This window comes from Proteus sp. MB838, assembly GCF_054767435.1.
In genome coordinates, this window is sequence record NZ_BAABMO010000010.1 from 40,650 (window position 1) to 56,141 (window position 15,492).

The 15,492-nt window shown below is 38.7% G+C and carries 11 protein-coding genes; 5 read left to right on the forward strand and 6 right to left on the reverse strand.

Features of this window, described 5'->3' with window-relative positions:
* Window positions 1-112: 112 nt before the first annotated feature.
* The 5 genes from ACYUCW_RS06320 to ACYUCW_RS06340 all read left to right on the forward strand — a co-directional run bounded on the left by ACYUCW_RS06320 (window position 113) and on the right by ACYUCW_RS06340 (window position 10,872).
* Window positions 113-3,841 (forward strand): DUF4132 domain-containing protein, encoded by a 3,729-nt coding sequence (locus tag ACYUCW_RS06320; RefSeq protein WP_460408285.1) that lies wholly within the window; start codon window positions 113-115, stop codon window positions 3,839-3,841.
* A gap of 25 nt (window positions 3,842-3,866) precedes the next feature.
* Window positions 3,867-4,976, forward strand: coding sequence for an ATP-binding protein (locus ACYUCW_RS06325; RefSeq protein ID WP_460408286.1), 1,110 nt, complete (start codon window positions 3,867-3,869; stop codon window positions 4,974-4,976).
* A 100-nt stretch (window positions 4,977-5,076) separates the two neighbouring features.
* Window positions 5,077-7,659, forward strand: a complete 2,583-nt coding sequence (locus ACYUCW_RS06330) for a DUF5682 family protein (RefSeq protein WP_460408287.1) — start codon at window positions 5,077-5,079, stop codon at window positions 7,657-7,659.
* The gene (locus ACYUCW_RS06335) at window positions 7,646-8,800 is read left to right on the forward strand and encodes a VWA domain-containing protein (RefSeq protein WP_460408288.1); all 1,155 of its coding nucleotides are present in this window, start codon (window positions 7,646-7,648) and stop codon (window positions 8,798-8,800) included. The genes ACYUCW_RS06330 and ACYUCW_RS06335 overlap by 14 nt, the downstream gene beginning before the upstream one ends.
* Window positions 8,797-10,872 carry an SWIM zinc finger family protein gene (locus tag ACYUCW_RS06340; protein WP_163748761.1) on the forward strand — a complete coding sequence of 692 codons (2,076 nt, stop codon included), beginning with the start codon at window positions 8,797-8,799 and terminating at the stop codon, window positions 10,870-10,872. The genes ACYUCW_RS06335 and ACYUCW_RS06340 overlap by 4 nt, the downstream gene beginning before the upstream one ends.
* An 80-nt stretch (window positions 10,873-10,952) precedes the next feature.
* On the opposite strand, the gene ACYUCW_RS06345 is transcribed toward ACYUCW_RS06340, so the two are convergent.
* The 6 genes from ACYUCW_RS06345 to pgm all read right to left on the reverse strand — a co-directional run bounded on the left by ACYUCW_RS06345 (window position 10,953) and on the right by pgm (window position 15,484).
* Window positions 10,953-11,696 (reverse strand): type 2 GTP cyclohydrolase I, encoded by a 744-nt coding sequence (locus tag ACYUCW_RS06345; RefSeq protein ID WP_460408289.1) that lies wholly within the window; start codon window positions 11,694-11,696, stop codon window positions 10,953-10,955.
* 223 nt (window positions 11,697-11,919) lie between these two features.
* A complete protein-coding gene (locus ACYUCW_RS06350) occupies window positions 11,920-12,126 on the reverse strand; it encodes a YbfA family protein (RefSeq protein WP_004247539.1) in 207 nt (68 codons plus the stop codon).
* Between the two features lie 308 nt (window positions 12,127-12,434).
* Window positions 12,435-12,719 (reverse strand): NadS family protein, encoded by a 285-nt coding sequence (nadS, locus tag ACYUCW_RS06355; protein WP_004247538.1) that lies wholly within the window; start codon window positions 12,717-12,719, stop codon window positions 12,435-12,437.
* A 1-nt stretch (window position 12,720) separates the two neighbouring features.
* Window positions 12,721-13,053 (reverse strand): type II toxin-antitoxin system RelE/ParE family toxin, encoded by a 333-nt coding sequence (locus ACYUCW_RS06360; RefSeq protein ID WP_004247537.1) that lies wholly within the window; start codon window positions 13,051-13,053, stop codon window positions 12,721-12,723.
* 148 nt (window positions 13,054-13,201) lie between these two features.
* A complete protein-coding gene (locus tag ACYUCW_RS06365; protein WP_012367657.1) occupies window positions 13,202-13,684 on the reverse strand; it encodes a YehS family protein in 483 nt (160 codons plus the stop codon).
* A 156-nt stretch (window positions 13,685-13,840) separates the two neighbouring features.
* Complete coding sequence (gene pgm, locus ACYUCW_RS06370; protein WP_163748759.1) at window positions 13,841-15,484, reverse strand: phosphoglucomutase (alpha-D-glucose-1,6-bisphosphate-dependent); 1,644 nt, start codon at window positions 15,482-15,484, stop codon at window positions 13,841-13,843.
* Between the last annotated feature and the right edge of the window lie 8 nt (window positions 15,485-15,492).

Consider the following 15,492-nt stretch of genomic DNA (forward strand, 5'->3'; position numbering starts at 1 on the left):
TTAACAAATGTTATGCCTTGACTTTATTTTCGCCAGTAATAATAAAATTGTTCGTTTTACTGTTTCATGGTAAAAAAAAACTGTTTATCCATACATGGCTTAAGGAACTGGCGTGATAAAAAAAATATTAGATATTCTCCCTATTTTTGGGAAAAAAGACGTCGATATTACTGAACAATATCTTCAAGGCTCTCTTGTCCTACTGGCTATATTTGATGAAAGTTTACCTAAGCGTGCATTAGATTATGTACTTACAGGTACAAACCCTGAAATTCTATTTGAATTAAATAAACTAGATGCAGCGAAAGCCGCCGTTTATTTTCATCGTGCGGGAACATTAGAGTGGTGGTATGCCAGTAATGTTGATACAGGAAAGTACGGTAAGGTTATCACCCAAGGCCTTAATGCCCGCCATAAACTCTACTCAAAGGTTGGTGAAAGTTTTTCCTTAGAGCAAGTGGCCCGTTTTGCCAAAGTCATCGCTGCCGCATGTCAAGATATCAATATTAAAGTAACAACAACGCAAGTCCCCACTTGGGTTATCTACCTGTTAGTTGATGCGTTTTATACCACTTACGATAATGCACGTAACCTTAATTTAGAACATCGTAAACATTGGAGTATGGAGTTTATCGCCAATATGGTCGAAGCAGAGGCCAATATTGCCGGTGAAAATGCGTTATTTGCAATTTTTGATAGAAAAGATGTCTCTGAATATTATGCCGCTAATCTTAAGCGTATTTATGAACTGTGTGATTTAAAAGACTATCTACTTTCACATCAAGAATTTGTTAGAAAAGAATTAGTTGAAAAACTTTCAGCGAATGGCTTAGTCGAGCTAATAAATTATCTAAATAAAAATACGATATTACGCGATACTTTTGCAGATATTATTGTTTTACTTGCCACTAGCAGTTTAAGAACCGTCAAAAAAACGGCTGAACCTATTTTAAATACCTTACCTGCTGAAATCGTAAAAGAAAATTTAACCCATGTTTTAATGAATGGTACTCCCAAACAACGTACACAAGCCGCTGATTTATTCGCGCGCCAAGGTGAAAACCGTGATGTGCTGGCAGAAGCATTAAAACATGAAACCTCAAAAGCAGTTATCAAGAGCATTGAAAGTGCGCTACAACGTTTTTGTGTTGCTGATAATGCAAATACCGTTGAAGCCATTAAAGCGCCTGATTTTACTCCCTTAGAAGACACACCATTACCCGATAGTGCCCGCGATATTCTGGTCAATAACTTCAATGAAATGTTAATAAAAGCAAAAGAAAATGCTGAACGTGAAATTGAAGAAAATAAAACGTCTAAACACTCTTATAATTGGGCACAACGCCATTATAAAGATCTCTCTAAAATTGATGAAAAACAGTGTCGCGCATTAGTGGATAAACTCAATAGCGGACAAGGCACTATTCAAGTCAATGAGATCCAAATAATTAAACACAAAAACCGTATTCCTAATTTACCTGAATACACCTTTTTCCATGCCGTGCGCGTGATCACCAATAACCGCCAACATGCGGATCACTTTTCCTCTCACTATTTTAATAGTGATATTCCTGAACGTTTATTGAGTGATATTGAATTACGACACGTTGAAAATGTATTAGAACGATGTCATTTCAAACGTGCAACGCGTATCACAGCGGCGCTGTGCTTAGAATCTTATCAAGATGGCTTACGTCGTTTCCGTAAACCAGAACAAGTTTGGCCTTTCTTCTCTCAACATACTGATTATATTGCAGAAGCGCTAAACTTAATGCCAAATCAAAGTGAACACCGCTATCGCCAATTTGAAACTTCACAAGGTATTGAAGTATTAAGCCGTTTTCCAACCATTCCTGCACAATTCGTTCCGCGTATCATGGAATTGGCTCTAGGTGAAAATAAAACACACCGAGTTTCAGCTCAGAAATTATTAGAAACCTTACCGAATATTCACTTAAGTGCACAAGAAGGCTTAACTTCAAGTAAACAAGAAATTCGAGTCACCGCGATTGAATGGTTAGCACGTTTAAATAACCCTGACTCATTACCTGCCCTTAATGCCTTACTGAAAAAAGAGAAACGCGAAGTAGTACGAGCCGCTCTGCTCACTGCGTTAGAACAATTAGGTGAGGATATTTCAAGCTATTTATCGCCAAAGACATTATTAGCAGAAGCTGAAAAAGGTCTCAAAGCCAAACCACCCGCAAGCCTTGCTTGGTTTAACTTCGAGGCGATCCCTGCATTAACATGGGAAAACAAAAAAGCGGTTGATCCCGCGATTATTCGTTGGTGGATTATTCTCGCCGTCAAATTAAAAATGCCAGGGGGTAATGCGTTATTACAACGTTATATCAGCCTACTTTGCGTTGATAGCCAACATAAACTTTCAAGCTTTATCCTGCACACTTTTGTCGCTCAAGATATTAAAGGACCAACACTTGAAGAAGCGATGGCTGAAGCGCAACAAAATGCCCCTTCTCGATTAACACAATACAAAGATTGGGCCAAACGTTATCCTGAATATTATGCTAAATATGAAACCTATACTTTAGAGCAAGTCGTCGAAGAAATTAAAAACGAGGTACTACGTCGTTATTTAGGTTCGGCAATCAGCGATAAAGGAATGCTCGCGCTTATTTGTGGAATTGAGGGGCATATTGCAGTATCAGTATTACGTAACTATATGCGTGATCACTATCAGCGTCGTGCGCAAATCGAAGCGATGATTGATGCGGTAGCTTCAAGTAATGATCCTATTATCATTCAACTTCTGCTTTCATTATCACGTCGTTATCGCACAGCATCTGTGCAGGAAAAAGCGCGTAATTTAGTTACGCAAATAGCTGAACGCAATGGTTGGAGTGCTGATGAATTAGCCGATAGAACCATTCCAACCGCCGGCTTTGATGATTCAGGAACATTAGTACTGGAATATGGTGAGCGTACTTTCACCGCCAAAATGGATGCAAAACAAAAAATTGTTCTGTTTAATCCTGAAGGTAAGGAAGTTAAGTCATTACCTGCAGCACGCAAAAATGACGATCCAGAGCTGATTAAAGAAGCGAAAAAACTTTTCACTTCAAGTAAAAAAGAACTTAAACAAGTTATTGAATTACAAAGTGTGCGTTTATATGAAGCGATGTGCGCGCAACGCCAATGGCTAAGCGCTGATTGGCAAGAGTATATTTTAGCTCACCCTATTATGCATAAATTGATTGAACAATTAGTTTGGCTAGAAGTAAAAGAGGGTGAAGTTATCAATACCTTCCGCCCTTCTGATGATGGTGCTTTACTTAACCTTGAAGATGACGAAGTCACCTTACAAAATGATTCTTTGATTCAATTAGCTCACGCCGCCCTAGTTAATGAAGATGAGCGTAAAGCATGGATTGCACACTTCAAAGATTACAAAGTGAAATTCTTATTTTCACAAATGGAACATAAGATCCCTGATTTAGATCTGACACAAACAGAAGTTGAAGACCGAAAAGGTTGGATCACAGACACCTTCACCTTACGGGGTATTTTAACCAAAATGGGCTATCAGCGAGGCCCTGCTGAAGATGGAGGCTCGTTCTCTCACTATTACAAATTCTTCTCTAGCTTAAACTACTACGTCAATATCGGTTTTAGTGGTAGCTATGTACCAGAAGAAAATATTCCAGCGGTTTTATTCGATTTAAGTTTTGAGAAGGATCAGCAAAATTACTGGGATCGCAATAATATTGAGTTAAAGCAAGTACCACCGATTTTATTAGCAGAAAGCTACGCGGATTATCTAAAAGTCGCTGAAGCTTGTGCAGGATTTGATCCTGAATGGGAAAAGAAAACACCTTGGTAAAATTTAGGGATAATTAGGAAAGAATATGGCTAAAAAAGCACCCAAAGAACAACAAGCAATTAGGGAAAGTGCCGAGGTTCGATTTGCTGAAGAATTAGAACGCTTAACAAAAGCGGATGCTAATAATCCGAAGCCCCAAGGATGGCTTCGCTCTCCTCGAGCTGTGCGCCAATTTATTTTAGGTGATGATACTTTAGGTATCACACCTAAGTTTTTCGGTGATGATGCCTTAGTTGATCGTGCAATTGTTACATTATTAGGCAAACAGGGCTTAATGCTGGTTGGTGAGCCAGGTACAGCAAAATCAATGCTCTCAGAACTTTTTGCGGCTGCTATCAGTGGTGATTCAGGATTAACCATCCAAGGTACTGCAGGGACGACAGAAGATCATATCAAATACTCATGGAACTATGCGTTACTATTAGCAGAAGGCCCAACAGAACGAGCATTAGTCGGCTCACCGATTTATCAAGGCATGTTACAAGGTAAAATTGTTCGTTTTGAAGAGATAACTCGCTGTCCTCCTGAAATTCAAGATGTACTGGTTTCTTTAATGCCCGAAAAGCAGTTAATGATCCCTGAAATGGGCGACGGTGCGCGTATTAGTGCAAAACCCGGATTTAACTTGATTGGTACCGCAAACTTGCGTGACCGAGGTGTACATGAGATGTCTGCCGCATTAAAGCGACGTTTTAATTTTGAAACAGTAAAACCTATTCGTGATCCAGCTTTTGAAATCAGTTTGATCCAATCACAGCTTGAAAATGAGTTAGGTACTTTAGCGACAGAAATCACCGTTCCTATGGATGTGGTGGAATTACTGGTTACCACATTCCAAGAATTACGTTCAGGTAATACGCAAGATGGTGGCAATATCAAAACACCTGATGCGGTTATGTCAACAGCAGAAGCCGTAAATATCGCTTATGCTTGTGCGTTAGAAGCGCATTATTTAGGTGATGGCGTGATGAATGCCGGTGCGATTGCACGTCAATTAATCGGCGTTGTATTAAAAGATAATCCTGATGATATTAAGCGTATTCGTTATTACATGGACAACGTCGCCAGAGAAAGGGCCAGAAATAGTAAAGAGTGGAAAGCGTTCTTTGATGCATCAAAAGACTTTTGGCAATAAAACGTAAAGAGCTATAGCGAGGCATTAAAGTCTATTTATTTATCTATCAAAGGCAGAGTTAACTTACTCTGCTTTTTCACCCAAAAAAGGGATCAACACGGTGACGCTACCTTCAATATCTTTACCAACAAGAATTGACCAAGCCCGACTGAAATGGACGTCGTTACAGCAACAACATCTCTATTTTGCCCCTGTACGCCACCATAGCCCAGCTTGTGCTTATGCAGTTTTATCATTAATTGATTCTGTAAAACCTGATTATATCTTAATTGAAGGTCCGGATACCTTTAATTCGCTTATTCCTAGCCTAACGGATAAAGATACTCTCCCTCCTATTGCTATTATGGGGCAAGCCGAATATTGTCATCATGATAGTGGCCTAGAAGAGCGTGAAAAATCGCTACACTCTGCCTATTTCCCATTTTGTGAATATTCCCCTGAGTGGCAAGCTTTGCGAGGTGGTTTACGCATCAATGCAACAACACGTTTTATCGATTTACCTTGGGCGGCTCAAGTCAATAACGAAGAGTATAGCGATCTACAAAGCCGTAGCTTACAAAAAGAACGTTATTTAGCCCATAGCCAATTTATTGCACAATTAGCTAAACAATGTCATTGCCGTGATCATGATGATGTTTGGGAGCATCTTTTTGAGTTACGCAGTATTGAGGCATTAGCAGATTGGCAAACTCTGTTTAATGACATTTTTATTTGGTGTGCACTTGCACGCCTTGACTATGAACCTGAAGTACTTGCATCTGAAGGCTCTTCAGAACGTGAAGCACATATGCTCACTCATATAAAAACCATCAAACAGCACGAGCCTAATGCCAAAATATTAATCGTCACAGGGGGAGCCCACACCCTTGCGCTAATCGAAGGCTTAGCTTCTTCACAACCCCACTCTTTCGCTATTTCTAGCTCAGAACAAAAGCACTTTACTAAAATGCAAAAAATGGGCGAAAAAGAGCAAGCTTGGCTTATTCGCTATAGCTTTGACAGATTAGATGCACTTAATGGCTATGCATCTGGTATGCCATCTCCGGCTTTTTACCAACAAGCTTGGCAAAGCTTAATGCAACAACATCATGATAAATTAGAAAACAATGAGGCGGCAAAACAGCCAACGCAAGTTTATCGCAATAAAATGGGCATCGCCTTTTTAAGCTCAGTGGCTCAGACTATCAGAAAACAACAATTTGATAATCCACCCAGTTATTTAACCGTAAAACTAGCAGCCGAGCAGAGTTTACGCCTCGCTTTACTAAGAGAGCACACTGGTATGGGGCGTTATGATTTGCTTGATGGGTTACAAAGCGCCTTTATTAAAGGCAGTTTAGATGACAGTCAAAACGAATTATGGGACGAAATCAAAACCTGTTTTTCAGGTTATCTATTAGGACAAATTCCATTAGGTACAGCAACGCCCCCTTTAGTCAATGAAACCTATGAACGCGCCAAAGCATTTCGCTTTAAACTTGATGATACATTAGCAAAAACTACAAAATGTGATGTTTATCGTAACCCCCAACATCGCTTAAGAAGTCGTTTTTTACATTTATTGGCATTTTTAGAAATCCATTTTGCCCACCGTGTCAATGGACCTGATTTTCTTTCTGGTCACCAGTTAGATCTATTATTTGAAGAATGGCAATATGCATGGACCCCCAATGTTGAAGGTGAACTGATCTCATTATCAGAAAAAGGCTCTCAACTTGAAACTATCGCCTTAAATAAACTGTTAGCAATGGAAAAACAGCTTGCAGAACAAGGACAAAGCCGTTCAAGCCAAAGTGCGGTCACTTTGTTAATTCAAGCGGCATTAATTGGGCTCCACCAGCGTATCCCTACGCTATTTAAACTGCTAGATAGCTATATTCAGCAAGATTTTCGCCTTGAGTCATTAACACAATGTGGACATAAATTGATCCATTTATGGCGAGGTCGTCAATATCTTGATATTACCGATGAGCTGACATTGGAAAATAGGCTACATCAAGTGATCCCTCAAGCCTTCTTTTGCTTAGAGCAATTGGCTCAAGGTGATGAGCAACAACAAGAAAGCAATCTGCAAGCCCTACTCTCTTTACGTGAACTTATTGAGTTTATGCCATCACTGGATCATCAATATGATTATAAAAGTGATTTTTATCAGCAACTTAATCGCCTTGATGGACAGTTAGATACCGTTCCTTTATTAAAAGGTGCGGTAGATGCATTACGTTATCTAGGTTCGTATATTGACGAAAAGACCTTAGCGGCCGTGCTAAATGCGACCTTTAGTACAGGCAGCGCTCCCGAACATGCCATTGGTTATTTTGTCGGTATAATGCGCACTGCACCAGAGCTAGTCATTCACCTGCCGTTGTTAGTCAATCACTTAAATAGCTTATTACAGCAATGGGATGAAGAACGCTTTATTCAGATTTTACCTGATCTGCGTTTTGCCTTTAGCCAACTTAATCCCAAACAAAATGCAGAGCTTGCACAATATATTGCTAATGATATTGGTTTAGATACGCAAGCCTTATCACTATGGCAATCAGAATTTAGTGCCAAGCAAATGCTTGAAGCCACTAAACTCAATCAAAAATTGCAACAGCGCATTAAGACACAAGGCATGATTTCTTGGTTTGAGGCGAAGAAAACAGAGAAAGGAGACCATACTCATGGAGAAGCATGATGATGATATGCCTAAAGATAAAATACAACAAGCCAAACGTTGGCGCTTGATTTTAGGCCAATACGCTGATGATGCTTTAGGGCAAGCCACGTTTAATGCTGATGATCTTAAAATTGAACGTACACTCGATTTTCTTTATCGCCGTGAATATCAGCGCCGAGGATTACGTCAAGAGCGCGGTCGCCATGGCTCTCTCGATGCATCGCAACTTACTGCCGTAAACTGGCTAAATCAAGCTCGCAAACTTTTTCCCAATAGCACATTTGAACGTATGCAATCACAAGCTATTGAACGTTATCAAATCAGTAGCTTTCTTAAAGATCCCAATACGCTAAAAGCCATGGAGCCGACTAAAGCGTTAGCTAAAACACTATTAAGCTTACGCGGACGAATGAGCGAAGAAACGCGAGATGCAGTAAAAACCATTATTCATAAAGTGGTTGAAGATATTTTGCGTCAAATTCGTAATAACTTTCGCCAATCATTAACCGGCCGTCGTAATCGCTTTAGACGCTCGTTAGTACCAAATAGTCGTAACTTTGATTGGCGTGCCACTATTGCCGCCAATTTAAAACATTACGATACCCAAAATCGTCGTTTAGTGATTGAAACCCCTTACTTTAATTCACGAATGCAACAGCATTTTCCATGGGATGTCATTCTCTGTGTTGACCAAAGTGCATCAATGTCTAGTTCCATTATGTATGCAGCTGTGTGTGCGAGTATTTTAGCTTCATTACCTGCTGTTAATGTCTCCTTAATCGTGTTTGATACTCAAGTTGTCGATTTATCACACTTAGCCGACAATCCCGTTGAAGTGTTAATGACAGTCCAATTAGGAGGAGGTACGGATATTGCTAGTGCCATGCAATATTGCGAAAGCTTAGTTAACAACCCTAAGCGTACTGTTATTTCGCTTATCAGTGACTTTGAAGAAGGGGGATCATTAACCCGATTATTAGATTGCACACAACGTCTCAATAGCCAACAAGTTAAATTATTAGGACTGGCAGCACTAGATGATGAGGCTCAACCGGTTTATGACTCAACTATCGCACAAAAACTCGCCGATAGAGGTATGCAAGTTGCAGCTTTAACCCCAGAACATTTCGCACAGTGGCTAGCAGAGGTAATGCAATGAGTTGGCAGACCGTTTATTTTCATTATGATGAAGATGCGCTTACCGTCTTTGCTAATGCCGGATTATTAAGACGCGCAAGAAAAGATGTTGATAACGAAAAAGTCTCTGTTACTGATGCAAATACAGGGCAATTTAGCAGTGATGGGCAAAAAGTCGTTTTACATGAAGCAGGCATTCAGCAAGCCAGTTGTGATTGTTCCGCATCAGGTTGTTGCAAACATATTTTAGCCGCCATTTTATGGTTACAAGCCAACAACAATTCGACTGATGATATTAATACTGATAATCCCATTGAAACATCAGCAGAAAAAATTATAGCACCTGTTGAAACGCCGCCTTTATTACCCTCTTTATTTACGCTTGATCCCGAGTTACTCATCAAAAAAGCAGGTAAACCCGCCTGTCGGACTGCGATTAACTTAATTGAACAATGGGAAGATAAAACTTTAGTTCTAGAAGACACAGGAACCCAGCTAAAAATTCAACTCCCTGATGTTGATGAACCGGTCATTTTCTTACAAGCAAGTGGTTTCGATGGCATGTTATCCCCTTTTTCTAGCTCTCAGAAAAAAGCTTTTCATCTTGCTATTGTCGCGAAAATATTTGAGCAAAATACACAGCCTTGGACGTGGCCTGAAGATTTAATTCCCTTAAAATCTTCAAAACGCCCACTAAATGATGAAGAAATTGCCCTTATTAATACTATTGAACAATTTATTGATGATCTATTACGTCAAGGGCTATCACACATTAGTTTAAGTAGCGCAACGCAATTACATTTACTTAATATGTCTGCTCGTGCCGAGGGTTTACCTCGTTTAGCCTCTTATTTACGAACATTAAGTACTCAAGTCAAGCGGTTAGCAGAAAGACATTTCACTATGGATGAAAGTAATGTCTTACGTCTATTAGCTCATATCTCAGCCTATCTTTTCCAGCTATCTTATGCGACACCTGAACAATTAAAAACATTACGAGGACAACTTCGCCGTCAATATGATGATAAAAAAACCAGTCTCGCGCTTATTCCTATTGATGCACATTGGTGGACAGCACAAAGTGGCGCATTAGGCACAACTTTTACTTTCTGGGATAAAGAAGCAAAACAATTTTTACAAGCGACACAAGCTCGCCCTAATCAACTTGATACCCTATTTAATCGCTATAGTGTTTGGCATAGTTTATCGTTATGGAAACAAACTGCAGATAAGCTCATGCGCCGACCTTTCTTATTACAAGCGCCTCGTATTTCTGATGAAGGGAAACTAGCTACTATTGGCGATAGCTTTGCGCAAAATCAAACCGATTTTCTTGATGTCACAGATTATCATCAACTACAAACAGAATTAGGTATTCATAACTGGCAAGATTTACCCAATTATTTTACGGATCAACCAGAAGGATTTCTTTCCCCTCTGGTTTTACATATCAAAAGCTATAATCCCTTAATTTGGCATGAAGTAGAGCAGTGTGTTATTTGGGAAGTGGTAGATAATAATGGAAATTCGGCCTTTTTGCGCCTTTATTGGGAAGGCGAAACGCAAAATAATTTAGAAGAATTACGTTTTCTCACTAAACGAGAATTAGAAATCGTTGCGATCACCGTGCAACCTGTTCGACGTGATTTCAATATCGATTTATTACCCACCACCATTTGGATCAAAACAGAGCAAGGCATTGAAATGTTTTATCTCGATTTTGACCAATTTCCACGTAAGAAAAAACAGTCTGGTTTTATTAGTCATATTCAAGAATATATGGCTAAACGTAAGCGACAAACGGCAATGCATCACAGTGAACCTACCCTTGCACAAAAATTTTGTCGCCCCATTTTATCCGTATTGGAAGCCCAAGCATGTACAGGGCGAGAACAACTTTCTGCAATGCAAAAAGAGCAATTAGAGAGAAGCAAACAAATTGCTGACGATTTAGGTATGACATTAATAGCTAACCAATTAACTCGTTATCTCGCTTTAACTGCTCGTGACTCTCAAGCTTTATTACAGTTAATTTGGCTATGTGATAATCTGCAACAATTACAAAGCCCGCTACCCATTCAACTTAATGAATAAATTTCAAGGTTGTTGTTAAATAAAAAGCTATCTCACTTAGTTAATAAGAGAGATAGCTTATAGAATAGCAATAACTGGGTTTAGGCAGGATTATCGATATCGACAAAAGTAACATCTAAATGGTGAGTTTGTGCTAACCATTCACCTAATGCTTTAATACCATAACGCTCGGTAGCATGATGCCCAGCAGCGAAAAAATGCACGCCCATTTCTCTTGCTATATGAATCGTCTGCTCTGAGACTTCTCCTGTTACAAATGCATCAACACCTTGCTCTGCCGCCTGTTGAATAAATCCTTGTCCTCCACCAGTACACCAAGCAATATGGCGAATAACATCTGGTGCATTGTCACCACAGTGAAGCACATTACGCTGTAAGGCTTTTTCGAGTCGTATTTTTAATTCATTGGCTGTGACAGGTAGATCAAAAATCCCTTTCGGCACTAAAGGCTCGATCTCACCCTCAACTTTTACGCCTATTTTTAACGCTAATTGAGCGTTGTTACCTAAAATAGGATGGGCATCTAAAGGTAAGTGATAACCATATAGATTGAGATCATTACATAGTAGGGTTTTTAAGCGATTGCGTTTCATTGAACGGATAACAACTGGCTCATTCTTCCAAAAATAACCATGGTGAACTAATACAGCATCTGCATTTAAACGTACCGCTTCATCAAGTAAAGCTTGGCAAGCCGTTACTCCTGTCACTATTTTTTGAATATGAGGGCGCCCTTCTACTTGAAGACCACTAGGTGCGTAGTCGTGAAAATTCTCAATACTTAGCTTTTCATTAATAATTAATTCTAGATCAGTATTTTTCATATCCTGTTTCTCCTTGTTATCACGGCGCCACAGTGCGTAGTGTACATATGTGATAAATAACAATAGATTAATTAGCACTTCTCAAAGTGAATAACCTTTATTGTAACTTAAAATAAGAGAATAAATAGAACAGTGAAAAATACACGTGATAACACGTTAAAAAGGGTTTGAAGAAGGGGAAAAAATAACGCCTGTTTCAACAGGCGTTAAATGGAATTTTCTGTTATTTATGGCTAGTTAATGCCATTTCTGATTTAGCTAACCAAACTGGCTTATTGCTTGTTTTAGACCATACACGATGTAAATAGCTATAAAACTGAGCGCGTTTAGGATGAAAAACCATAACAGGAAATGCCACAATACCTAGCGCTACCGCACCAGTACGACGGGCTAAAACATGTTTTTTAGTGTATTCGTTATAAGCTGGCATAGTGTTCTCCTGCATAAAATGAATTGATGCTGAAATTTTACCTCATTTGATGAAATTTTACTACTGATCAGACCACTTATTTTGTGCGAAAAATCACCTTTATTTTGCTTGTAGTGTAATTAAATTTCACAATAGAAATAAAAATAAAACAAAATTGAAACAAAAACAAAAAACCTATTAACAAAGCAAACTAATACTTTATTGAATTACGGTTATAGTAAATAATTTCGCGAGTGAATGATAAAAAAGAGAAAATCAGAGAATGAGATTTACTGCTAAACAAAATAAGTTTAGCAGTAAACAAGAAATTAGATATTGGCTAACTCTTTAAATAAATTAGGGTTTTTATAAATAGCAATAAGTACTTTCGCTGTAAGCCCTGTCGGATTACGTCTTTTTAATTCCCAACTTTTTACAGTATCGATACTTGTCCCTAATGCATGTGCAAATTCACTTTGTGAAACGTTAAGTTGCTCCCTAATCGCTTTTACATCAGCAACTTCAAACCGAGTCACTTTCGATGCTTTTTTATCGCCATTTTTAATTTCTACGGCTTCTTCTAAAGAGGCTTTTAGATCATTGAAGAAACTCATATCACCGTTCACCTTTAAGTTTTTTTGTTAGTTTTTTTAACTCAATCTTTTCTGAATCAGTTAAACTAATTTTTATTGTTTTTGGATACGCCATAACTAAATAGATAACTTCTTTAGTCGCTAAAAAATAAATAACTCTAGTCCCCCCACTTTTACCTTTGTTACCTACAGCCATTCTTATTTTGCGTAATCCACCTGTTCCTTTAATTAAGTCGCCTTTATCAGGTTTACTGATAAGTTCATTTTGAAGTATTCTTATTTCTTTATCTGTAGCCAATAGTTTGATTTGCTGAGTAAATATTGAGGTTTCAATAAATTCTATAGCATGACTCATTAAGTTCCCTTTCTAATCCATCATTTGAAAGTGTACAATGTACACCATCAAAATTCAAGATTAAATACGAGTTCTCATACTATAAAGAATTTTCTTGAAAAAATTCTTCTATTTCTATTAAGAGGGAATAATTTGAATTAAGACATATTTATTTCTTCACCGCTTTACCTTTGCCACGTAAGGTTTCAGTTAACCCTTTCAGAAAGTATCTCACCAGTTGATCGCCACAGTTACGGTAGTTTTTATGTCCTGGCTTACGAAATATCGCGCTAAGTTCAGGCTTAGAAACGCGAAAATCCGCTAGTTCATAAATGTTAATCATATCCATGTCTTTTAATTCAAAGGCAACACGTAATTTCTTTAAAATAATATTGTTGGTTATCCGTTTTTCGACTTCTGGAGTAGGATATTTTTCATCTTTACCACGACGATAAAAGATAAGCCCATTTAAAAAATGCCCCAAGGCCATATCATCACACTCAACAAAGGCAGGATCATCGTCTTTTTTTAACCACTGATTGACTTGCTCTTTAGTCGCGGTGAAATCTGCCAGTTTCATTATATCAACAATATGTCCATCGCTAAGATCTAACATATAACGCACACTGCGTAACACATAATTATTTTGCATTGATTATCCGCTCTTTATTCAATTCTAAATCAATCATCAATGATGGATATCAATGTTGTGATCTAAAAGTTATTATGATTAAAAAAATACACTCCACCTATAGGTAGAGTGTATTCTATTTGGTGATAAATAAATTATACGACTAAGTTATTTAGTTTATTGTTTACTGGCAAAAACATTATTAACAATTTCAATGGCTTCTTTTTCAATTAATTCGCGATGCTCAGAGCCACGGAAGCTTTCACAATAAATTTTGTACGCTTCTTCGGTTCCAGAAGGACGAGCGGCAAACCAACCATAATCGGTCATCACTTTTAAACCACCAATAGCAGCACCATTACCAGATGCGTGAGTTAAACGCGCAGTAATAGGATCACCAGCTAAGGTATTTGCGGTGACCATTTCTGGTGATAATCGTGACAATAACGCTTTTTGCTCATGAGTTGCAGATGCTTGTATACGATTATAGCTTGGAGAGCCAAAACGTTGCGCTAACTCATTATAATGTTGTTGTGGATCTTTACCTGTTACCGCTTTTATTTCAGCAGCCAGTAAACATAAGATAATACCATCTTTATCTGTTGACCACGGTTTACCATTAAAACGTAAGAATGATGCTCCCGCACTCTCTTCACCACCAAAACCAAACTCGCCACTGAATAGACCTTGCACAAACCATTTAAAGCCGACAGGTACTTCAACAAGTTCACGACCTAAATCAGCCACGACTCGGTCAATCATCGCGCTAGAGACGAGTGTTTTACCCACTTTTACCTCATTTGACCACTGAGGACGATGGCGAAAAAGATAATTAATCGCTGCCGCTAAATAGTGGTTAGGATTCATCAAGCCCGAAGGGGTGACAATACCATGGCGATCGTAATCAGGGTCATTGGCGAAAGCTAAGTCAAATTTATCACGCAGTTGCAATAAACCTTCCATTGCCCAAGGTGATGAGCAATCCATACGGATCACACCATCATGGTCTAATGTCATAAAGCGGAAAGTTTGATCCACCTGCTCGTTTACCAACTCAAGATCAAGTTCGTAATATTCACCTATGCGTTTCCAGTATTCAATTCCTGAACCACCCAGTGGATCGACACCTAATTTCAAACCCGCTTTTTTAATTGCCTTCATATCAACAACGTCACCTAACGCTTTAACATAAGGCATAATTAAATCTTGCTCGTGAATATAACCACTCGCTAATGCATCATCATAAGAAAGACGTTTAACCCCCGATAAATTATTTTCCAATAATTCATTGGCGCGTTTTTCAATCACAGAGGTTAAATCAGTATCAGCAGGCCCACCATTTGATGGATTGTATTTTATCCCCCCATCTTCTGGAGGATTATGTGATGGTGTAATGACGATACCATCAGCAATGTCTTGGTGCCCTTGATTGTAAGTTAAAATAGAGAAGGAAACGCTAGGCGTTGGGGTATAACCATTATTCTCTTGAATAATCACGTTAACTTTATTTGCAGCAAGCACTTCTAAAACCGAAATAAAAGCAGGCTCAGATAATGCATGGGTATCTTTACCTACATAGCAAGGCCCCGTTACACCATTATTAGCTCGGACTTCAGCAATAGCTTGAGCAATTGCTAGAATATGTGCTTCATTAAAGCTATGACGTTTGGCACTGCCTCGGTGACCCGATGTACCAAATTTCACACGATGAGCATTCTGATTTGCTTGTGGTTTTAGTGAATAATATTGTGCGGTTAATTGCGCTACATTAATCAGATCGCTTTGACGAGTATGTTGCCCAGCTCTTGAATGGATTGCCACAAATCTTC

Excerpts from the sequence above, each read along its gene's own strand:
- ACYUCW_RS06340 (WP_163748761.1), top strand. The coding sequence starts at position 8,797 with ATGAGTTGGCAGACCGTTTATTTTCATTATGATGAAGATGCGCTTACC.
- nadS (WP_004247538.1), bottom strand. The coding sequence starts at position 12,719 with ATGAGTTTCTTCAATGATCTAAAAGCCTCTTTAGAAGAAGCCGTAGAA.
- ACYUCW_RS06365 (WP_012367657.1), bottom strand. The coding sequence starts at position 13,684 with ATGCAAAATAATTATGTGTTACGCAGTGTGCGTTATATGTTAGATCTT.
- ACYUCW_RS06325 (WP_460408286.1), top strand. The coding sequence starts at position 3,867 with ATGGCTAAAAAAGCACCCAAAGAACAACAAGCAATTAGGGAAAGTGCC.
- ACYUCW_RS06335 (WP_460408288.1), top strand. The coding sequence starts at position 7,646 with ATGGAGAAGCATGATGATGATATGCCTAAAGATAAAATACAACAAGCC.
- ACYUCW_RS06345 (WP_460408289.1), bottom strand. The coding sequence starts at position 11,696 with ATGAAAAATACTGATCTAGAATTAATTATTAATGAAAAGCTAAGTATT.
- ACYUCW_RS06360 (WP_004247537.1), bottom strand. The coding sequence starts at position 13,053 with ATGAGTCATGCTATAGAATTTATTGAAACCTCAATATTTACTCAGCAA.
- ACYUCW_RS06350 (WP_004247539.1), bottom strand. The coding sequence starts at position 12,126 with ATGCCAGCTTATAACGAATACACTAAAAAACATGTTTTAGCCCGTCGT.